Source organism: Kitasatospora sp. NPDC059648, assembly GCF_042734825.1.
GTDB lineage: Bacteria > Actinomycetota > Actinomycetes > Streptomycetales > Streptomycetaceae > Kitasatospora.
The window spans coordinates 101,560-123,236 of the sequence record NZ_JBHWDU010000017.1 but is presented as its reverse complement, the minus strand read 5'-3'; the positions used below and the strand labels follow the sequence as shown (position 1 = coordinate 123,236).

Sequence of the window (21,677 nt, the reverse complement as noted above, 5' to 3'; positions counted from 1 at the left end):
CTACTGGCACTTCCTGGGCGAGCTGGCGGCGGTCCGGGAGACGGCGCCGGCACCGGCGGATGACGGCGGACGGCCGGGACACCGGCGCGGACGCGTGTGCGCGGCGGGGCGTGATCGCCCGGTCAGACGAAGCGCCAGAGATGGTCGGCCGTGCCGTTGTCGTCCCAGAGGACGACCTGGGCTCCCGCGGTGGTGGAGGCTCCGGAGACCCCGAGGACGCGGCCGCTGACGGCGGACTGGATGCGGAAGGTGTCGCCGCCGCCGTGCCGTAGGCGCCACCGGTGGTCGGCGGCTCCGTCGTCGCTCCACTGGACGATCCGGGCGCCGTTCGTCGTGCTGCCGCCCTCCACCGCAAGAACCTTGCCGCTGTTGGAGTTCCGCAGCCGCAGGTAGCCTCCACTGTCGATCACCGCGGTCCACAGGTGGTCCGCGGTGCCGTTGTCCGACCACTGGAGCACGGGGGCGTCGTCGGCGGTCGACATGTTCAGCACGCCGAGCACGAGCCCGCTGGCCACGTTCCGGATGAGCCGGGTGCCGCTCGGAACGAACCTCCACCGGCTTGTCGGCGAACCGGTGTCGGCGGCCTGCACGGCGAGGGCGCCCCGGGCGGTGGAGGCGCCGGCGATGCCGAGTGGCTTGCCGCTGTTGGCGTTCCGCAGTTCGTACGCGCCGTCGGCCGCCTCGACGACGGACCACCGGTGGTCGGCCGTGCCGTTGTCCGACCACTGGAGCACGGGGGCGTCGTCGGCGGTGGACATGTTCTGCACGCCGAGGACCTTGCCGCTGTTGGCGTTGCGCAGGCGCAGCGCGGTGCCGTCGACGACGGGCACCCAGTCATGGTCGACGGTGCCGGAGTCGGCCCACTGGAGGGCGGGCGCACCGTCCGCGGTGGACATGTCCCGGATGCCCAGCACGAGCCCGCTGGCCGCGTTGAACAGCCGGAATCCGGCGCTCCTGGTGCTCCAGTAGACGGTGTAGTTGAAGCCCTGCGCCTCGTGGAACGGGACGAGGCCGACGGGGGAGCCGTCGGCGGTCGCGGTGAAGGCGAGGCCGGTCGTGCCGGTCCGGGTGATCGACGCCGGGTCGAGGACGGGGAGGGCGGCCAGGGCGGTGCTGCCATAGTTGCCGCACAGGACGACCGGACCGTAGGTGATCGCGGTGACGTCCGGGTTGTCGTTGGCGGCCCGGAGCGTGACGCGCATGGGCAGTTCGACGGTCACCGTGTCGCCGGAGGTCCAGGAGCGGGTGAGGGTGGCGTAGCTGCCCGGCGTGGTGGCGATGTTCTGGACCGTGCCGTTGACGCTCACGGTGGCGCCGGAGGTCCAGGCGGGAATGCGGATGCGCATCGACCAGGTGCCGCTCACGCTGCCAGTGACCCGGAGCGTCGTGGTGTCCTGCGCCGGGTACGAGGTGGACTGGGTGACCGTGATGCCGCGTTCGGCCCAGGTGAGGACGGTGGGCACGAACAGGTTTACGACGAGGGTGGTGCCGTCGTGGAAGTAGACGGAGTCCGCCAGTTTGGTGTTGGACTCCATGCCGGTGCCCTGGCAGCACCAGAAGGTGTCGTAGTCGGTGCTCCAGGTGCCGCCGCCCCAGGCCGGGCCCACGCCGCGGCGGCCGCCGGGCTTGAGCGGGGTGAAGTAGGTGACGTGCCCGTGGGGATCGGCGGGGTTCTGCGCCCCGACGACGTGGTTGAGCAGGGTGCGCTCGTAGAAGTCGAAGTACGCGGCCTGTGCGGAGTCCAACTGCCAGAGCTCGCGGGTGAGTTTGAGCATGTTGTACGAGTTGCAGAGCTCGCAGGTGTCGTTGGTCAGGTAGGTGGCGATGGCGTCGGGGGCGCGGAAGTGCTCGGCCTGGCTGTTCCCGCCGATGGCGTAGCTGTGCGAGGTGGTGCAGATCGTCCATGCGTGCGAGGCGATGTCGCGGTAGCGCGCGGTTCCGGTGGCCCGGTACTCGCGGACGGCGCCGATCCACTTGGGCACCTGGGTGTTGGCGTGGAGGCCGTTCAGCTGGTCCTGGCCCGCGGCGAGTGGGTCGAACACGGCGGCGTGGTCGAAGCGTTGGGCGACCGCGAGCCAGCGCGTGTCCCCGGTCTGCAGGTGGAGGTCGGCCAGGACCTCGTTCATGCCACCGAACTCGACACCCAGGAGCGCCTGCATCTGGCCGTACCCGAGGCTGCCGGTGCGCTGGTCGACCCAGGCGGCCAGCGCCAGGAGCACGTCCCGGGCCTGGGTGCTGCCCATGAGGCGCCAGACGTCGAGCAGGCCGGCCATGGTCTTGTGGACGCAGTAGTAGGGGACGTTGCCGTTCCTGAGCGTGCCGGACTCGAGCTGGGTGAAGTCCGTCTCGGGGAAGCCCGAGAGGTAGCCGGCGGCGAACCCCGCGGTGGCGTTGTTGGCCTGGCACTTGGCCAGCTCGGCCACCATGTAGGCGGCCTTGTCGCGGCAGGTGGTGTCGCCCGTTCCCGCGTAGGCCTGGGCCCAGGCGCTGAGGAAGTGCCCCTGCACGTGGGTGCGGAAGGGGAACGCCGGGGCGTCCCAACCGCCCGTCGCGACGGCCGCGTTGGTGGACAGCCGGTGGTTCGCGCGGAAGTTGTACAGCAGGCGGTCGACGTCGACGAAGCGCAGGTACGCCAGGGTCCGGTTCTGGTTGTCGAGCCACCGGCCGCCGGTGAGCCGGACCTGGCCGAGGTCGAACGGCAGCGCCGAGACGCCTGTGGCGGCGGCCTCGGCATCCGGGGCGGTGAGACCGAGGTCGAGACCGAGACCGAGACCGACGGCGGGCGCGACGGCCAGGGCGCCGGTCGCCTGGAGCAGACTGCGGCGGCTCAGGGGAGGGGGCAGCATTGCTGACCTGTTCCTTTCGGGGAGGAAGAACCACCGTGCGCCCGTGAAATGTTAGCGCTAACAAAGTTGCCGAGGCGCGGCAACTCTGCGGGGCGGGGCGAGAGGTGACTGACATCGCGACATCTGCCGTTAACAGGTCCCACGTTTATAGCCCCGCGCGCCGGGCGTGTCCAGAGGTCCGCGGGGCGGGGGGACCGTCACTGCCTACCGGTCCTCGACCGACCGCGGTGACGGGCCGGCGGTGCCGGTCCGGACCGCGAGTCGAAAAATGTTCGCACGCTGACAAAGGTTCCATGTGCAATGTCTTGACGGTGCCCCAATGTGTGGCCATAGTGATGGCCGTTGCGGCGCCCCTGAGGTGTCCATTCCATCGTATGCGCGCACCGCTCCTTCTCGGGTGCAATTGTTAGCGTTAACAATTGCTCCCCACCCCCACCCCTACACCCCTTCCTTTCCCCCACCCCGTGGAAGGAGTTCGTTCATGACCGTACGACCGTGGCTGCGCCGTGCCCGGCGGGCGCTGCTGGCGGCGGGGACGACCGCCGTGCTCGCCGCCGGCGTACTCACCGGCACGGCCACCACCTCCCAGGCCGCCATCCAGGGCCCATGCGACATCTACGCCGCCGGCGGCACACCGTGCGTCGCGGCGCACAGCACCACCCGCGCGCTGTTCGCCTCCTACAACGGCCCGCTCTACCAGGTGCAGCGGGCGTCGGACGGCACGACACAGAACATCGGGGTACTGTCCGCCGGAGGCGTCGCCAACGCCGCGGCGCAGGACTCGTTCTGCGCGGGCACCGTGTGCACCATCACCCGCCTCTACGACCAGACCGGTAGCGGCAGCACCCTGGTCTACCAGGGGCCCGGCGGGACCGGCGGCGCCGACACGGCGGCCACCGCGACCACCGAAGCGGTGACCGTAGGCGGCCAGAAGGCTTACGCGCTCTACATCAACCCCGGCAACAGCTACTTCGCATACAGCTCCACCTCGGGGGTGCCGACCGGCAGCTCACCCGAGGGCGAGTACATGGTCACCAGCGGCACCCACGTCAACAGCGGCTGCTGCTTCGACTACGGCAACACGGAGACCGACCACAGGGCCGACGGCAACGGCGCCATGGACGCGATCAACTTCAGCACGGAATGCTGGTTCGGCGGTTGCAGCGGAACCGGGCCGTGGGTGCAGGCGGACCTGGAGAACGGCCTGTTCTCCGGCGGCGGCAAGACGTGGAACCCCGACCAGGTACCGCAGAGCAGCCGCTTCGTCACCGCGATGCTCAAGAACGACGGCACCACACAGATGGCACTCAAGGGCGCCGACGCCCGGTCCCGGGGCCTGACCCAGCTCTACAGCGGCGCACTGCCCAGCGGATGGAACCCGATGCACAAGCAGGGCGCCATAATCCTCGGCAGCGGAGGCGACTGCTGCCAGACCAACCGCAACGCGAGCGCGGGCACCTTCTACGAGGGCGCCATGGTCAAGGGCTACCCCTCCGACGCAACCGATGCCGCGGTCCAGGCCAACATCGCCGCAGCCGGCTACGGCAGCGCCTCGACCGGCACCGGCTCGCTGACGCCCGGCTCCCGGATCTCCCTGCAGGCCACCACCGCGTGCTGCGCCTCGGACTACCTCCGCCACGACGACGCCGACACCAAGGTCGTCATCTCCGCGATCAACTCCTCCAGCTCGGCCACCGACAAGGCCGACGCCACCTGGATCGTCCGCGCCGGCCTGGCCAACAGCAACTGCGTCTCCTTGGAGTCGGCCAACGCATCCGGAAGTTACCTCAGGCACTACGCATTCGAGCTCTACCTCAATCCCAACGACGGGACCACCCAGTTCGCCGCGGACGCCACCTTCTGCCCGCAGTCAGGAAACAGCGGCACAGGTCACTCCCTCCAGTCCTTCAACTACCCGGCCAAATACATCCGCCACTACGACTTCACCGCCTACATCGCGAGCAACGGCGGCACCAACGCCTGGGACGCCACCTCGTCGTGGGCCCAGGACGCCAGCTGGCTCGCGGCCGCCCCCTGGAGCTGACGAGCAGCCCGCCCCGAGTCCGGTGCCGAAGACGGCCGAATCCGCACCGGACCCGGAGGCGTCAACGCAACCCACGCCGCCCGCACAGCCGGGCACCGGGGGTTCGTCGACGCTCACCTCACACCCCACCCCGTGAAGGAGTTCTTCATGATCAAGCGACCGTGGATCCGCCGCGTCAGGCGCGCGCTGCTCGGGGCCGGTACCACCGCCGTGCTCGCCGCCGGCCTGCTCACTGCCACGACCACCACCTCGCAGGCGGCCACCCAGGGGCCGTGCGACATCTACGCCGCCGGCAATACGCCGTGCGTCGCCGCGCACTCCACCACCCGGGCGCTGTACGCCGGTTCCAGCGGAGCGCTGTACCAGGTGAGGCGCGCGTCGGACGGCGCGACCAAGGACATCGGCCTGTTGAGCACCGGCGGCTACGCCGACGCCGCCGCGCAGGACTCCTTCTGTGCCGCCACCAGCTGCGTCATCACCGTCATCTACGACCAGTCCGGCAAGGGCAACCACCTCACCCAGGCCCCCGCCGGCGGTGCCGCGCCGGGCCCGGACAACCTCGCGAACGCCTTCGAGGCGCCGGTCACGGTCGCCGGCCACGAGGCGTACGGCGTCTACATCGCCCCCGGCACCGGCTACCGCAACAACAACACCAACGGCATCGCCACCGGCGACCAGCCCGAGGGCATGTACGCGATCCTGGACGGCACCCACTACGACGGCGGCTGCTGCTTCGACTACGGCAACGCCGAGACCAGCAACACCGACACCGGCAACGGCCACATGGAGGCCATCTACTTCGGCAACAGCAAGGCCTGGGGCTACGGCTCCGGCAACGGCCCCTGGGTGATGGCCGACCAGGAGAACGGCCTGTTCTCCGGCATCAGCACCGGCTTCAACGCCAACGACCCGAGCGTCAACAACCGGTTCCTGACCGCCATCGTCAAGGGTGAGCCCAACCAGTGGGCCATCCGGGCCGGCGACGCCCAGTCGGGCGGCCTGTCCACCTACTACAGCGGCGCGCGCCCCAACGCGGCCGGCTACAACCCGATGCACAAGGAGGGCGCGATCATCCTGGGCATCGGCGGCGACAACAGCAAGGGCTCCGCCGGCACCTTCTACGAGGGCGTCATGACCTCCGGCTACCCGACCGACGCCACCGAGAACGCCGTCCAGGCCAACATCACCGCCGCCGGCTACAGCAGCAGCTCAACCAGCACCGGAGCACTCACCCCTGGCTCCCGGGTCTCCATGCAGGCCACCACCACGTGCTGCACCTCCGACTACATCCGCCACGACGACGCCGACAACAAGGTCGTCATCTCCGCCGTCAACTCCTCCAGCCCGGCAATCGACAAGGCCGACGCCACCTGGATCGTCCGCGCCGGCCTGGCCAACACCTCCTGCCTGACGTTCGAGTCCGCCAATGACCCCGGCCGCTTCCTGCGCCACTACAACTTCGAGCTCTACCTGAGCGCCGACGACGGCGGCAGCTCGTTCGCGCAGGACGCCACCTTCTGTCCCACCTCGGGCAACAGCGGGGTCGGCCAGTCCTTCCAGTCCGTCAACTACCCGACGAAGTACCTCCGCCACTACAACTACACGGTCTACGTAGCCGCCAACGGCGGCTCCAACAGCTGGGACAGCAGCACCAGTTGGGCCGCCGACACCAGCTGGCTGGTCGACCGGCCCTGGGGCTGAGCCCGGGCACCACCACCGCACACCGGCCGCGCCCGCGCTTGGGCCACGACAAGACGCACTGATCCGGGGTGGCCGGTACCGTCGAGCGCCAGAGACGGTACCGGCCACCGTGGCCGTGGCAATCACCCTGTCTTACAGCGTCCGCGCGGGCGGTCTGGAGCCGGCACACCGCCGAACAGAGGTCTGGTCGTACGGGCAGGAGGCGTACGGCATCCTCCGCGACCACCTGGTGCTGCGCGAGGAGAAGCGCTGCGGCCTGCCCTGACGCCCGGCCTGAGGCGGATCGAGGCCTGCCTCCGAGTTATTTGTTAACGCTAACATCTACGCTGCAAGCGTAGGCATGAGACAGTGGCGCCGCCGCGCGACGACGGGGCGGACGGTCGGACCGGGGCACCAGAGGGGGCTGCGCGTGGGAACTGAAGCGGTCGGTACGGAGGTGCGACAGCCGGTGATGGCGGACGTCGCGAAGCTGGCCGGCGTCTCCCACCAGACGGTGTCCCGGGTGCTCAACGGCGCTCCGCACGTGCGGCCCGGCACCCGGGAGAGGGTGCTTGCCGCGATCCGCGAACTCGACTACCGGCCGAACTCGGCCGCCCGCGCCCTGGTCACCCGCCGCTCGCAGACCCTGGGCGTCGTCAGCTTCGACTCCACCCTGTACGGGCCCGCCTCGATGCTCGACGGCATCGAGCGCGCCGCCCGCACCGCCGACTACTTCGTCAGCGTGGCCAGCCTGCGCTCCCTGGACAGCCGCTCCGTGCAGGAGGCCGTGGACCGGCTGCTCGACCAGGGCGTGGAAGGCGTCGCGGTGATCGCCCCGCAGATCTCCGCGGTCAGCGCCCTCGCCAAGCTGTCCAGTCCGGTACCGGTGGTCGCGGTCGGTTCCGGCAGCCGGTCCCGGATGCCGATGGTGTCGTTCGACAACCGGGCCGGCGCCGAGGTCGCCACCCGCCACCTGCTCGACCTCGGTCACCGCACCGTGCACCACCTCGCGGGGCCCGCCGGCTGGATGGAGAGCCGCGACCGCCAGGACGGCTGGCGGCAGACCCTGGAGGCCGGCGGTGCCCGGGTGCCGCGGGTCGGGAGCGGTGACTGGAGCGCCCGCTCCGGTTACGAGGCGGGCCGCCGGATCGCGCACGACCCGGAGGTCACGGCCGTCTTCTGCGCCAACGACCACATGGCCCTCGGCCTGCTCCGCGCCCTGCACGAGGCGGGCCGCGCCATCCCGGGCGAGATCAGCGTGATCGGCTTCGACGATATCCCCGAGGCCGCGTACTTCACCCCGCCGCTGACCACCGTCCGCCAGGACTTCGGCGAACTCGGCCGCCGCGCCCTCGAACTCCTCCTCGAGGAACTCGTCGGCGTCGCCCATGCCCGCAACCACGTCCAGATCTCCCCGGAAATGGTCCTCCGCCGCAGCGCCGGTCCCGCCCGCCGCGACTGACCCTGCCGCCCGCGGCCGCCGGGTGCGCTCGTTCGGACCGCGTCGGACCGGCTGGTGCCCGGCGGTCCGACGGCTGAGGTCTGCGAGGAGTGCGTGCCTCGGCGGTGCGCGAAGGGAATCCCCGCGGGCGGGGCACCTCCCGGCCGAAGGTTGGGGGCGCGTCGAGCGAGGACGTGGCTCCGCCGGGTCTACTGCGGGTCGAGGGGAACGCTGTCGTGTGCCGGCGATCGGCGTGGGACCAGGGTGGGCGCGAACGCGCAGTCGCGGCCGCATGCTTCCACCGCACGTCGGTGGAGGCCGTCTGCGCGGCTGCGCCGATGGCGGCGGCCGTCACTGAGAGCGCTCCGAGCAGGTCAAGTCGTCGCGTCTGCCCCCGGGTTCATGGCTGTCCGTGTGCCGCCTTCCAGCCGGGGGCGTGCGCGTCATCCAAACACCGTGCGGTGCGCGCGCGGCAAGGAATCCTCCTCCCGCAACGCGGGCCAACTCCCCTAATCACGGTCGAGTTGACGGTGCTTCGGGCCGCCCTCGACGGAGTGGTCAAGATTGGGTAACGGGGTGCGAGAGCCTTGCCGGTGCCGATTGTGAGCGTTAACAATCTGTGGGAGCGAAACGGCGCCGATACCTCCCGTTCACGTGAGCGGTGCCGTTCGCGCGATCGACGATCCCGAGAGGAAGTCCCACCATGTCCAAGAGAGCTGCGGCGGCCCTGGTCGCCGGTGCGATGGTCACCGTCCTCACCGCGTGCGGTTCCGGCGGAGGTGGGGGCTCGGCCGACAAGGGTGCCGGCCACAAGCTCGTCGTGGGCTTCTCGCAGGTCGGCGCGGAGAGCGGCTGGCGCACCGCGAACACCAAGTCGATCCAGGAGGCCGCGAAGAAGGCGGGCATCGAGCTGAAGTTCTCCGACGCGCAGCAGAAGCAGGAGAACCAGATCAAGGCGATCCGATCGTTCATCCAGCAGAAGGTGGATGTGATCGCCTTCTCGCCGGTGGTGGAGTCGGGTTGGGACACCGTGCTGAAGGAGGCGAAGGACGCCAAGATCCCGGTGATCCTCACCGACCGGGCGGTGGACTCCAAGGACGACTCGCTCTATGTCTCCTTCCTCGGCTCCGACTTCGTCGAGGAGGGCAAGAAGGCCGGCGACTGGCTGGTGAAGGAGTACCAGGGCAAGTCCGACGAGGTGAACATCGTCGAGCTGCAGGGCACCACGGGTTCGGCGCCGGCCAACGACCGCAAGGCGGGCTTCGGCGACGTGATCAAGGCGGACGCGAAGTTCAAGGTGGTGGCCTCGCAGACCGGTGACTTCACCCGGGCGAAGGGCAAGGAGGTCATGCAGGCCTTCCTGAAAGCCCAGCCGAAGATCGACGTGCTGTACGCGCACAACGACGACATGGCGCTGGGTGCGATCCAGGCGATCGAGGAGGCCGGGAAGAAGCCGGGCACCGACATCAGGATCATCTCGGTGGACGGGGTCAAGGACGCCTTCACCGCGATGAGCCAGGGCAAGATCAACGTCGATGTGGAGTGCAACCCGCTCCTCGGCGACCAGCTGATGGACCTGGCGAAGAAGGTCAAGGCCGGCGAGCAGGTGCCGAGGCGGATCAAGACGCAGGAGGGTGTCTTCACCCAGGACCAGGCCGCTGCCGCGCTGCCGACCCGCCAGTACTGACCGGGCCCGCCCGCCCGGGGAGCGATCGGCGGAACGCTCCCCGGGCGGGCCGGGTCGCACGAGGAGAGGAGAACCGGGGTGCGTCAGCAACCGGTCCTGGAAGTGCGGGGGATCCGCAAGGAGTTCCCCGGAGTGGTGGCGCTGGACGGGGTCGACTTCCGGCTCTTCCCTGGCGAGGTGCACGCCCTGATGGGGGAGAATGGCGCCGGCAAGTCCACGCTGATCAAGGTGCTGACCGGGGTGCACCCGGCGGACGGCGGCGAGGTGGTGCTGGCCGGGCAGCGGGTGCGGATCGCCGGTCCGCTGCAGGCCCAGCAGGCGGGCATCAGCACCGTCTACCAGGAGGTGAACCTCTGCCCGAACCTGTCGGTCGCGGAGAACATCTTCATCGGCCGCGAACCGCGCCGCCTCGGCCTGATCGACTGGGCCGAAATGCGCCGCCGCGCCACCGAGTTGGTCCGCACGCTGGAGCTGGACATCGACGTCAGCGCGCCGCTGGACAGCTACTCCATCGCCGTCCAGCAGCTGGTTGCCATCGTCCGCGCGGTGGACGTCTCGGCCAAGGTGCTGATCCTGGACGAGCCGACCTCCAGCCTGGACCGAGACGAGGTGCGCCAACTCTTCACCGTGATGCGGCGGTTGCGCGACCAGGGGGTCGCCATCCTGTTCGTCTCGCACTTCCTCGACCAGATCTACGAGATCTGCGACCGGATGACCGTGCTGCGCAACGGCCGGCTCGAAGGCGAGTACCTGACCAGTGACCTCAACCAGGTCGAACTGGTCTCCCGGATGATCGGCTCCGAACTCGCCGGGCTCGACCAACTTGCCGGAGGCAAGCGGCGCGAGCACTCCGCTCCGGCCACCGACCGGGCCTTCCTGGAGGCCGAGGGCCTGGCCCGGCAGGGCTCCGTCGAACCGTACGACCTCGCCATCCGTTCCGGTGAAGTGGTCGGCCTGGCAGGCTTGTTGGGATCCGGCCGGACCGAGGCCGCCCGGCTGCTGTTCGGCGCCGACCACAAGGACCGCGGCACCGTGCGGATCAACGGCACCGAGACGGACCTGCGCAGCCCGCGCGACGCGATCGCCCACGGCATCGCGTTCTGCTCGGAGAACCGCAAGACCGAGGGCCTGGTCGGCGAGTTGACCGTCCGGGAGAACATCGTGCTGGCGCTACAGGCGGCCCGCGGCTGGGCCCGTCCGCTGTCGCGCACCGCGCAGGACAAGTTGGCGCTGCGCTGGATCGGCGCCCTGGACATCCGCCCGGGCAACCCGGAGGCGCTGGTCCGCAACCTCAGCGGCGGAAACCAGCAGAAGGTGCTGCTGGCCCGCTGGCTGGTCACCGACCCCAAGCTGCTGATCCTGGACGAGCCCACCCGCGGGATCGACGTCGGTGCCAAGGCCGAGATCCAGAAGCTGGTCGCGGACCTCGCCGAGAAGGGCATGGCGGTGCTGTTCATCTCCGCCGAACTGGAGGAGGTGCTGCGGCTCAGCCACCGCGTCGGCGTGCTGCGCGACCGCCGGATGGTCGCCCAACTGCGCAACGACGGCGAGCTCACCCCGGAGCGCGTCCTGGCCACCATCGCGAGCGGAGCGGAACAATGACCACGGCGCCGACCACCCCGGGGGCCAGAGCGGTGACCCGGTACCGGCTGTTCTGGCCGGCCGCGGTGCTGGCCGTGCTGCTGCTCGCCAACCTCGCCTTCACCCCGGACTTCTTCGCCGTCCACCTCAAGGACGGCCACCTGTACGGCAGTACGATCGACATCCTGCACTTCGGCGCTCCGCTGATCCTGGTGTCGCTCGGCATGACTCTGGTGATCGCCACCGGCGGCATCGACCTCTCGGTCGGCTCCACCGTCGCCATCGCCGGCGCGCTGGCCTGTCTGCACATCAGCGAGGCCGCCGACCCGGCGAGTCTTGGCACGGTGCTCGGCGCGGTCGGCATCGCGCTCGGTACGGCGGTGCTGCTGGGCCTCGCGAACGGGGTGCTGGTGGCCCGGGTCGGGGTCCAGCCGATCATCGCCACCCTGATCCTGATGGTCGCCGGACGCGGCGTCGCCCAGCTGGTCACCGACGGCCAGATCATCACGATCACCAGCGAGCCGTACAAGCTGATCGGCGGCGGCTACTGGCTGGCGGTGCCGTTCGCGATCCTGCTCAGCGGACTGGTCGCGCTGCTCACCGCGCTGCTCACCCGCTCCACCGCGCTCGGCCTGCTGCTGGAGTCGGTCGGCGGCAATCCGGTGGCCAGTCGGCTGGTCGGTATCCGGGCGATGCGCCTGGTCGGCCTGGTGTACGTGTTCAGCGCGCTGTGCGCGGCGCTCGCCGGACTGATGGTCTCCTCCAACGTCTCGGCGGCGGACGGCAACAATGCAGGCCTGTGGATCGAACTCGACGCCATCCTCGCGGTGGTGATCGGCGGGACCTCGCTCAACGGCGGCCGGTTCTCGATCGGTGGCACGGTCCTCGGCGCGCTGATCATCCAGACCCTCTCCACCACCGTCTACACCATCGGCATCCCGCCGGAGACCACGCTGGTCTTCAAGGCCTTCGTGGTGATCACGGTCTGCCTGATCCAGTCGCCGAACTTCCGTGCCAAGCTCGCCCGGCGCGGCGCCGGGCGCCGCGGCGGTGTCCGGCCGAGCCCTGCCACCACCACCAACCGGGAGGTCGGCGCGTGAACGCCAACGCCCTGCTGACCAGAGTGCGCGGACAGATCCCGCTGCTGGTCACCTCCGTCCTGCTGGTGTCGATGTTCACCGTCGGGTCGGTGCAGTACGACGGATTCTTCTCCGGGCAGGTGCTGCTCAACCTGCTGATCGACAACGCCTTCCTGCTCGTGGTCGCGGTCGGGATGACCTTCGTCGTGCTGACCGGCGGCATCGACCTGTCGGTCGGCGCGGTGGTGGCGCTGTCCACCATGGTCTCCGCCTGGCTGGTGGAGCGGCACGGTTGGCCGCCGCTGGTGGTCATCCCGCTGGTGCTGCTGATGGGCACGGCCGGCGGTTGGGTGATGGGGTGGGTGATCCACACCTTCGAGATCCAGCCGTTCATCGTGACGCTGGCGGGCATGTTCCTGGCCCGGGGCCTGTGCTACACGATCAGCGTCGAGTCGATCTCCATCACGGACCCGTCGTACACCGCGATGGCACAGACCCGGATCCCGCTCGGCGACCTGTTCGTCTCGCCGAGCGTGCTGATCGCGCTGCTGGTGGTGGCAGCCGGGTTCGTCGTTCTGCACTACACCCGGCTCGGGCGGAACGTGTACGCGCTCGGCGGCAGCGAGCAGTCCGCTCTGCTGATGGGTCTGCCGGTGGGGCGGACCAAGACCACCGTGTACGCGATCAGCGGCTTCTGCTCGGCGCTCGGCGGTGTGCTGCTCACCTTCTACATGCTCTCCGGCTACGGCCTGCACGCGGTCGGCCTGGAACTGGACGCGATCGCCGCCGTGGTGATCGGCGGCACCCTGCTCACCGGCGGCTCCGGCTACCTGCTGGGCACCTTGCTGGGCGTGCTGGTGCTGGGCCTGATCCAGACCGTCATCAGCTTCCAGGGCACCCTCAGCTCTTGGTGGACCAGGATCGTGATCGGCGGGCTGCTGTTCGTCTTCATCGTCCTGCAGCGCCTGATCACCGCCCGCCGTCGATAGCGCTCCACGCCACACCACACCACCGCCCCGGCCGGCCTGCCCCGGCCGTGCCGGGTGCGCGTTCGACAGGTGATCGTTAGCGCTAACAATCCTGCTCGCGCCAGTGATCTCCGCCGGGTCCACCGGCCCCCGCTTCGCCGGGCGGGCCCGAGCGGTCCCCGTTCCGTCCCCTCCGGAGGGTGAGGTCGGCGGAACACCGAGCCGGCCGTCGGCGCCGCAGCGTTGCGGATCCCGTCGACGGCCGGCGCCGTCCGTTGACCGTGCACCAAGGCGAGGTACTGGTGCTGGACAGCGGCGCCACCCTGTTCGGATCACGCAACCCCGCCGACTACCAGGCGCCAAGTCCGCCCTGGTCGGCCTGAACGACGCCCACCCGCTCGAACTGACCCTCAGGCGCGTCAACCTGGACGTCACCGCCGCCACCTCGGCTCACGCCAGGATCACCGTCGCGGGCGGCAACCTGACCCCGGGCGGCCCCGGGGTTACCGTCATCCGGGGTTCCGGCTCGGGCAGCGCACCCTCCTGCGCCTTCCCCGACTCTGACCGGATGCCGGGCCGACCACACGTGTCGGGTGATCCGCCCTCGGTGACACCGGCGATGTGTCCGCCCCGGTGCCCTCGTTCGGCGGGGCTCCTGAGTAGCCGTTCGCAGTGGGTGCGGTCGCGAGGAGTTCGCGGAGTTGTTCGATGCACCAGGCGGCCGGGACGGGCCTTGATCACCACTGGTCCACGGCCGGCGACAGGCCCGCGGTGCGCGCGGCGACGCCCGCCTGGACTGCGAAGAGGCGGTCCCGCGCGTCCTGGTCGAGCGCGTGGAAGTGGCCGTGCACCTCGAGGGCGACGAAGCCGTGCACGGTGGCCCAGGCCAGCATCAGGGATTCCGCCGCGTCCGGCACCAGCGGGCTGCCGAGCCGGCCGCGTTCGGCCGTTTCGGCGACGAGTTCGGCCATGTGCTCCATCGCCCGCCGGGCGGCCACCACGGTCGGTCCGTCCGGTGGGGCCGCGTACCCGGGCACGGGGGAGCCGAAGATGAGGGCGAAGCGCTCCGGATTCCGCTGCGCCCAGGTGCGGTAGCCGGTGCAGGTGGCCACGAAGCGTCCGTCCAGGTCGTCCGCCGGCACGGTCTCGCGGGTCGTCGTCAACGCGTCCGACAGGCTGTCGTACGAGTCGGCGACCAGGGCGGTGAGCAGCTCGTCCCGGTCGGCGAAGTAGCGGTACAGCGCGGGCGGGGTCATCCCCATACTGCGGGCGATGTCGGTGAAGCGGAGGTTCGCGGCGCCGCGCTCGACGATCAGGCCCAGGGCCGCGCGCTTGATCTCCTCCACAGTGTCGGCGCGCAGCCGCTCACGGCGGCTCCGCCCCCCGCTCTCATCGGTCGACCCACCCGTCATCGCATCTCCATCGGCTCGCTGCGCCAGTCACCGCGTTGACAATCCGTACCCGTCGAGGGAAACGTTACGCTTCGTAAGACCCGTTATGAAGCGTAACGCCATGCCGGGGGGAACGGGGCCCCTGACGACGTACGGAGGACCACATGTCCCAGGGACTGCGCGAGGATCGGCGGACAGCCGCCGGGGAGAGCGGGCCACACAGACCCGGCCCGCTCGGCCGAATAGCCGGTTGGAGCTTCCGGAACCGGGGCCGCACGGTGCTGCTCTGGCTGCTCGCCGCCGGCGCGGCCTTCGGCCTCTCGGCCGGCCTCGGCGCCAAGTACAGCGCCGACTACACCGCGCCCGGCTCGGACTCCAAGCAGGCCCAGCAACTGCTGGCACGGGACTTCCCCGGGCTGGGCGGTGAATCGATCAGCCTGGTGCTGACCTCCGACGGCAGCGTGGCCGACGCCGCCACCCGCGACCGGGTCAAGGACCTGCTCGCCCGGATGGCCAAGGTGCCGCACGTCAGCGGCATCGACGACCCGTACGGCCCGCGCGGCAGGGTGTCGGCCGACGGCCGCACCGCCCTCGGGCAGATCCACCTGGACGTCGCCGTCGCCCCCGACATGCCGAAGGCGGACACCCGGCAGCTGCTCGACCTCGGCCGCCCCGTCGACGGCGGCGTGCGCGTTCACCTCGGCGGCATGACGGTCCAGCAGGCCGAGCAGGGCGCGATCGGCTCGGAAGGCATCGGCATCGCGGCCGCCGCCGTGATCCTGGTGATCACCTTCGGGTCGGTCGTGGCCGCCGGCCTGCCGCTGCTCACCGCGCTCGGCGGGCTCGCGGTCAGCAGCGCCCTGCTGCCGGTCCTCGCGGCGATCATGCCGGTCCCGGACTGGTCGACCTCGCTCGCCGCGATGCTGGGCATCGGCGTCGGCATCGACTACGCGCTGCTGCTGGTCACCCGGTTCCGCGAGTGGCGCGCCGAGGGGCTCGAACCCGAGGCCGCCACGGTCGCCGCGCTGGACACCGCGGGCCGCGCGGTCGTGGTCGCCGGAATGACCGTGGTGGTCAGCATGCTCGGGCTGTTCGCGATGGGCCTGTCGTTCATGCGCGGCGCCGCGGTCTCGGCGATCCTCTCCGTGTTCATCGTGATCGCCGCCTCCGCCACTCTCTTCCCCGCCCTGCTCGGCTACCTCGGCCGACACATCGAGCGCCTGCGGCTGCCCTTGCCCCAGCGCCGCGCGGCCCAGGGCGAGCGCCCGGTGGGCGCCGGCTGGCTGCGCTGGAGCAGGCTCGTCGAGCGTCACCGCGTCCTCGGTGCCATCACCGGGGTCGTCGTCCTGCTGGCGCTCGCGGCGCCGTTCCTCGGCGTGCGCTTCGGCTTCCCCGACGCGGGCAACGACCCCGCCGGGCGCTCGAACCGGCTGGCGTACGACACGGTGGCCGCCGGCTTCGGACCGGGCAGCAGCGGGCCTCTGGTTCTGGTCGCCGAGTTGGCGCCGGGCACCCCCGCCGACGCGACGGCCTCGCTGTCCACCGCGCTGAAGGCGGTGCCCGGCGTCACGGCTGTGACCCCTCCGGTGCCCGGCGCCGACGGCCGCTCGCTGCTGCTCACCGTCGTCCCGGACAGCGGTCCGCAGTCCAGCGCCACCAAGACCCTGGTCCGCGACCTCCGCGATCACGTCATCCCGGCTGCGGTCGGCCCCGGCGTCCGGGTGCACGTCGGCGGGGCGACCGCCAGCGCGATCGACAGCACCGACAACATCTCCCGGCGCATTCCGCTGCTGGTCGGGGGCGTGGTCACGGTGTCGATGCTCCTGCTCCTGGTGGCCTTCCGCAGCCTCGCCGTCGCCCTCAAGGCCGCCGTGATGAACCTGCTCTCCGTCGGCGCCGCGTACGGCGTGGTCGCCCTCGTCCTCGAAGGTGGCACCGCCGGCCGGCTGATCGGCATCGACAGCCCCACCCCGCTGCCGGCCTTCGTCCCGGTGCTGACCTTCGCTGTCCTGTTCGGCCTCTCGATGGACTACGAGGTCTTCCTGGTGAGTCGGATGCGTGAGGCCTGGCTGCGCACCGGCGACAACGCGGAGTCCATCGTCAGCGGACTGGCGGGCACCGCGCGGGTGATCACCGCGGCTGCGGCCATCATGGTCGCCGTGTTCGCGGCCTTCGTCCCGGCGCCCGATCTGCCGATCAAGGTCATCGGCGTCGGCATGGGGTCGGCCATCCTGATCGACGCCACGCTGGTCCGACTGCTGCTGGTACCGGCCGTGATGCACCTGCTCGGCCGAGGCAACTGGTGGCTGCCCACCTGGCTGGACCGCCGCCTGCCCCACCTCCACGTCGAAGGACACACCGAGTTCTACCAGCCGGTGGCCGCCGCCGAGGCGCCCCGCTCCCCGACAGTGGTCGGCTAGCTAGACGCACCAGCGGACAGTCGCACCAGCGGACCGCGGGCGCCCCACGACGCCTGCGGTCCGCTGGTGCGGAACGCGCCGCCCCGGCCTGCGCGGACCCGACCGATTCCGTCCGATCAAGCGCAACACCCTCGGCGGCCACCGATCGATTACGCACCCGGGCCCGACACCGGCACCGCCCTGTGGGCGAGCCGGAGCCAGGCCCGGATGAGGCTTCGAGCGGCGGTCAGCCGAGCTTCCACTGCTGGTTGCTCTGCCCGTTGCAGGCCCACAGCTGGACCAGCGCGCCGTTCGCCGTCGACGCTCCGCTGACGTCCAGACAGAGTCCGGACTGGACGCCGGTGACGGTGCCGTCGGCGTTTCGGGTCCACTGCTGGTTGGGCTGTCCGTTGCAGGTCCAGATCTCGACCTTGGTGCCGGGCGAGGTCTGGCCGTTGTACGCGTCCAGGCACATCTGGGTGCCGCCCGAGGAGACCGTCAGCTGGCCGGAGGCGGTGCGGGTCCAGGTCTGGTTCGGCTGGTTGTTGCAGTCCCAGATCTGCATCTGGGTACCCGGGGTGGTGGTCGAGTTCGGCACGTCCAGGCACTTGCCCGCACCGACCGCGTGCACCGGGCCGGTCTGGTTCGTTCCGCCGCTGGTGCCGCCCGCGACGCGGAACATGGTGGTGCCGTGCGCCGGCACCGAGGCGCTGATGGTGCCGGTGGTGGTGGAAGTCGCGCCGGACCAAAGGTCGGTGAGGCCGTAGCTGGTGGCGCCGGTCTTCCCGATCGCGGCGGCGGAGGTGCTGATGGTCGCGGTCGATCCGGTCTCGTTGAACAGGGCCACCGAGACGTCGCCGTTCGCCAGCGGCTTGGCCAGCACGTCGAGACCGCCGGTGGAGGACACCAGGATGCCCTGCTTGCCGAGCGAGTCCTGGTCCACCGCGATCACGCGGGCGTTGGTGAGCGTGGCCAGGGTGGCCGGACTCGCGGAGGCGACGTTGGTGCCGGCGATCAGCGGAGCCGCCATCTCCGCCCACAGACTGAACTCCGAGCGGCTCTCGGTGTCGGTGAGCGGGCCGTTTCCGACCTCCAGCATGTCCGGGTCGTTCCAGTGACCGGACCCGGCGTAGGCGGCCAGGTTCACGTTGCTGTGGAAGATCGACAACATGCTGTTGTAGCTGGCGTTGATGTCGCCGGTGGTGCGCCAGCTGTTGCCGACGCCGGCGCCCCAGGTCCACACACTGTCCTCGCCCCAACTGCACAGGCTGAACAGGATGGGCCGGCCGGTCGCGGCCAGGGCGTCGCGCATCGTGGTGTACCGGGTCTGCGCGGGCGCCGTGGTGCCGTTGGGGCAGGAGTTGAGCGAACAGCCGGGGCCCGCATAGCAGTTGTCGTACTTCAGGTAGTCCACGCCCCAGGCGGCGAAGGTCTGCGCGTCCGTGGTCTCGTGGCCCAGGCTGCCCGGGAAGCCGCCGCAGGTCTGCAGTCCGGCGTCCTCGTAGATGCCCAGCTTCAACCCCAGCGAGTGGACGTAGTCGGCGGTGCCCTTGATCCCGTCCGGGAACTTGTTCGGATCAGGTACCAGGCGCCCGTCGGAGCCGCGGGTGTGGGTCATCCAGCAGTCGTCGATGTTGACGTACTGGTACCCGGCATTCTGCATGCCGTTGTTGTGCATGGCCAGCGCCGTGCTCTTGATCAGCGGTTCGGAGACGTTGCAGCCGTAGGCGTTCCAGTCGTTGAAACCCATCGGCGGCGTGAGCGCCAGACCGTTGCCCAGCGCCGCAGCCGGCGGGGCTGCGGCCAGCGAGAGCAGCGGAAGCGCCAAGGACAGGAGCAACGCCGAGAGGACGCAGGCAAGCGTCCTGCGCAGGTTCGCATGGAGCATGGTGGTCGCCTCCTGGTGGGTGGGGTGATGGAGGAGGTTAATCCTCGCGGGCATGACAACCCAGTGGCTGGACGGCCCCACCGTTGCGGGAGGTGGGGACTCCGAGCAGGGAGCCCTACACGCCGGTTTCCGGTGCGGCTTCCTTGTTAGCGCTAACAATCGGTCGCGAAAAGACCGCCGGGTGAATGTCCCCGGCGTCGGCCAATGGGAGCTTCCAGCACCCTGCACACAGTGTCAACCCTTCTTGCAACACTGCGCGCCGCCCGGTGGCCGCCCCCGTGGCGCAACCACCGGTCACATGTGCTGTGCCGTCAGAGTGCGGGCAGCAGCCAGGTCAGCCCCAGCTCACGGGCGGTCAGGCGGGCCGCCTCGCGGAACTGGTGGCTTCGACTCCGGGCGGCAGTTCGGCGGCGAGGGTGAGGGCGGCCGCAGCCGTCCGCGGACGGGCACAGTACCCGCCGCTGATCCGGGTGGACGACCACGACGGCGAAGGCTCCCCCCACCTGCACCTCGCTCCGAACGGCGAGGACGCCGTGACCTGGCTCGGGCGCAGCTGCGCCGCGGCACCCGCCCACGTCGTGTGCGGCGACCCGGCGGTCACCATCGGCCACTGCCACGCCGCCGACTGCGAACGCTTCTACGTCGACGACTCCCGCAACCGCACCCGGCGCTTCTGCTCCAACGCCTGCGCGAGCCGGACCACCGTTGCCGCTCACCGTGGCCGCCGAAAGGAAACGAGCTGACCCCGCACGGCACCCGCCGGTGGCCATCGCCCACCGTCCAGTTTCCCGACCCCACGACTTCGGGGGATCTTCACCTGTTGCATCGTCAATTTCCCGTTCGTTGTACCACATCTACCAGGGCGTGGAGCTGTCCCATGAAGGTCATGGCGGGCGTCGATGCAATTCGACGCGCTTTCGACAGTGATGCCATGAAAGAAATGTGTCTTCCTGCACCGAGTCTTGCTGAGCAGACGCCCCGTCATTACCGTCCAGCCAAGCGCTCCGACACTGCGCACCTGCATCCGGCGAGCCCGGTCCCACCACCAGACCGGGGGCCGTGACAAATCGATCGCCGCCCTTGGAGGGACACATGAGACGGCAAACCCTTAAGTCCATCAGCAGTAAGTCGGCCCGGTTCGGTCGGCCGGCCCTGATCGCCGCCGTGATCGCCGGGTTCCTGGGCTTCGCGACTCCGGCGCAGGCCCAGGTGTACTCCACCTGCGAGCAGTGGGGTCAGTACACCCAGGGCACCTGGACGGTCTACAACGACATCTGGGGCCAGAACCACGGCCCGCAGTGCCTGACCGTGAACAGCATCAAGTCCTGGTACGTCGATGCCAACCACTCCGGCGGCGGGGTCAAGTCCTACCCGAACACCGGGGTCCGGCCCCAGACGCCGCTGTCGCAGTTGAACTCGGCGGGCTTCTGGTACAACACCTCGTCGGCTCCCGTCGCCGGCGGTGACTGGTGGGACTGGACGAGCGACCTCTGGTCAACCGGTAACCAGGACGAGATCATGGTCTTCACCAGCTGGTCCGGCACGGCAGCCGGCGGCTGGGGGAAGCGGATCGCGTCCAACGTGACCATCAGTGGCGTCCTGTACGCCTCGGTCTGGCAGGCCAATCCCGGCTGGAACGTCCTGCAGCTCATCCCCGCCCAGCAGAGCAACACCGGTACCGTCGACGCCTCGGCGGTCTGGCGCTGGGCCGCGTCGCAGAACCTCCTGCACAACACCACCTTCGAAACCATGCAGTTCGGCATCGAGATCACCTCGACCAGCGGCGTGCAGAAGCGGTATTCGCTGAACGCCTACAGCGCCTGGTGGAGCAACGCCTCCGGCGGCGGATCAACCGTCTGACAACCTGGTGCGTGATAGCGGTGGCGATGTGTCGGCCTGGCCGCCCCGGCGACCTGAAGCTGATCTCCGCTCCCGGCCTGGACGGGCTCGGCCTCAACTTCTATAACCGACCCGGATCGCCGCCCCCATCGGCCCCGAACTCCCCTTCACCGAGGCCGAGATCGCGGACGTGCCGCGAACCGCCTTCGGTAGGCCGGTCGTACCGGACAGCCTGCGCGAACTACTCCTCGGCCTGCGGGGAGCGGTACGGCGACGCACTGCCGCCGATTACCATCACCGAGAACAGTTGCTCGGTGGAGGACCGGGTCGCGCCCGATGGCACGGTCGTCGACCGGTTTCGGATTGACTACATGGCGAGCCACCTCGACGCCCTGGCCGAGGCGGTCGCCCAGGGCGTGGACGTCCGCGGCCCCTACACCTGCTCCTTGATCGACAACTTCGAGTGGGCGGAGGGTCTGGGGCGGCAACGCTTTGGGCTGGTCCATGTCGACTTCGAGACGCAGCGCCGCACGCCTAAGGCCTCGTATGCGTGGTACCGCGCGCTGATCGCCGCCCATCGGGCACGGTGTGCGAAGTAGGGGCCTCGATAGATCCGCCCTGTGCTCCTGTGCGATCTTCGCGCGGCACGCGCGTCTTGACGGAGGATCGGCGCGCCGCGCGGCTTCCTCGGCAGCTCCCTGACGCCTCGTCGAACGCGTGTTCGTCAGAGGGGGGCGCCGGGTCGGCCCAGTGCACCACCACCCGCCGTACCGGTCGGAAGCCCGCGGCCTCGGCGAGGGTTCCGCTGACATGGTTGCTCTGCGGTGCCGACCC

General features: G+C 70.1%; 14 protein-coding genes and 1 pseudogene. 12 read left to right on the top strand and 3 right to left on the bottom strand.

All coding sequences use genetic code 11. The annotated features are described in order from the left end of the window. Positions 1 to 122: 122 nt before the first annotated feature. Positions 123 to 2,843, bottom strand: a complete 2,721-nt coding sequence (locus ACFV1W_RS13820; protein WP_380416099.1) for a beta-L-arabinofuranosidase domain-containing protein — start codon at positions 2,841 to 2,843, stop codon at positions 123 to 125. A gap of 484 nt (positions 2,844 to 3,327) precedes the next feature. Here ACFV1W_RS13820 and ACFV1W_RS13815 point away from each other — a divergent pair, with 484 nt between their 5' ends. The 8 genes from ACFV1W_RS13815 (at position 3,328) to yjfF (ending at position 13,347) form a co-directional block, all read left to right on the top strand. Further along, complete coding sequence (locus ACFV1W_RS13815; RefSeq protein WP_380416090.1) at positions 3,328 to 4,890, top strand: alpha-L-arabinofuranosidase B; 1,563 nt, start codon at positions 3,328 to 3,330, stop codon at positions 4,888 to 4,890. A 147-nt stretch (positions 4,891 to 5,037) separates the two neighbouring features. Continuing rightward, a complete protein-coding gene (locus ACFV1W_RS13810; RefSeq protein WP_380416088.1) occupies positions 5,038 to 6,591 on the top strand; it encodes an alpha-L-arabinofuranosidase B in 1,554 nt (517 codons plus the stop codon). A 115-nt stretch (positions 6,592 to 6,706) separates the two neighbouring features. Further along, positions 6,707 to 6,856, top strand: coding sequence for a hypothetical protein (locus tag ACFV1W_RS13805; protein WP_380416086.1), 150 nt, complete (start codon positions 6,707 to 6,709; stop codon positions 6,854 to 6,856). 144 nt (positions 6,857 to 7,000) lie between these two features. After that, positions 7,001 to 8,032, top strand: a complete 1,032-nt coding sequence (locus ACFV1W_RS13800; protein WP_380416084.1) for a LacI family DNA-binding transcriptional regulator — start codon at positions 7,001 to 7,003, stop codon at positions 8,030 to 8,032. 682 nt (positions 8,033 to 8,714) lie between these two features. Continuing rightward, positions 8,715 to 9,698, top strand: a complete 984-nt coding sequence (locus ACFV1W_RS13795) for an ABC transporter substrate-binding protein (protein ID WP_380416082.1) — start codon at positions 8,715 to 8,717, stop codon at positions 9,696 to 9,698. A gap of 78 nt (positions 9,699 to 9,776) precedes the next feature. After that, complete coding sequence (locus ACFV1W_RS13790) at positions 9,777 to 11,300, top strand: sugar ABC transporter ATP-binding protein (protein ID WP_380416080.1); 1,524 nt, start codon at positions 9,777 to 9,779, stop codon at positions 11,298 to 11,300. Next, positions 11,297 to 12,379 (top strand): ABC transporter permease, encoded by a 1,083-nt coding sequence (locus ACFV1W_RS13785; protein WP_380416078.1) that lies wholly within the window; start codon positions 11,297 to 11,299, stop codon positions 12,377 to 12,379. Before ACFV1W_RS13790 ends, ACFV1W_RS13785 begins: the two co-directional genes overlap by 4 nt. Beyond that, on the top strand, positions 12,376 to 13,347 hold the full coding sequence (gene yjfF, locus ACFV1W_RS13780; RefSeq protein ID WP_380416076.1) for a galactofuranose ABC transporter, permease protein YjfF: 972 nt from the start codon (positions 12,376 to 12,378) through the stop codon (positions 13,345 to 13,347). The genes ACFV1W_RS13785 and yjfF overlap by 4 nt, the downstream gene beginning before the upstream one ends. A gap of 716 nt (positions 13,348 to 14,063) precedes the next feature. Here the strand turns inward: yjfF and ACFV1W_RS13775 are convergent. Continuing rightward, positions 14,064 to 14,738, bottom strand: a complete 675-nt coding sequence (locus ACFV1W_RS13775) for a TetR/AcrR family transcriptional regulator (RefSeq protein ID WP_063737763.1) — start codon at positions 14,736 to 14,738, stop codon at positions 14,064 to 14,066. Positions 14,739 to 14,881: 143 nt separating this feature from the next. On the opposite strand from ACFV1W_RS13775, the gene ACFV1W_RS13770 reads away from it, so the two are divergent. Next, positions 14,882 to 17,137 carry an MMPL family transporter gene (locus ACFV1W_RS13770; protein ID WP_380416074.1) on the top strand — a complete coding sequence of 752 codons (2,256 nt, stop codon included), beginning with the start codon at positions 14,882 to 14,884 and terminating at the stop codon, positions 17,135 to 17,137. A gap of 226 nt (positions 17,138 to 17,363) precedes the next feature. Here the strand turns inward: ACFV1W_RS13770 and ACFV1W_RS13765 are convergent, their stop codons facing one another. Continuing rightward, positions 17,364 to 19,004, bottom strand: a complete 1,641-nt coding sequence (locus ACFV1W_RS13765; protein ID WP_380416072.1) for a glycoside hydrolase family 27 protein — start codon at positions 19,002 to 19,004, stop codon at positions 17,364 to 17,366. A gap of 380 nt (positions 19,005 to 19,384) precedes the next feature. On the opposite strand from ACFV1W_RS13765, the gene ACFV1W_RS13760 reads away from it, so the two are divergent. The 3 genes and pseudogenes from ACFV1W_RS13760 to ACFV1W_RS13750 all read left to right on the top strand — a co-directional run. Continuing rightward, entirely contained in the window at positions 19,385 to 19,747 is a 363-nt protein-coding gene (locus ACFV1W_RS13760; RefSeq protein WP_380416070.1) for a CGNR zinc finger domain-containing protein, read from the top strand. A gap of 349 nt (positions 19,748 to 20,096) precedes the next feature. Further along, positions 20,097 to 20,864: a hypothetical protein gene (locus ACFV1W_RS13755; RefSeq protein WP_380416068.1), complete on the top strand. Its 768-nt coding sequence runs from the start codon at positions 20,097 to 20,099 to the stop codon at positions 20,862 to 20,864. A gap of 47 nt (positions 20,865 to 20,911) precedes the next feature. Further along, a pseudogene (locus ACFV1W_RS13750) lies at positions 20,912 to 21,442 on the top strand (family 1 glycosylhydrolase); the annotation flags it as partial. Positions 21,443 to 21,677 lie beyond the last annotated feature (235 nt).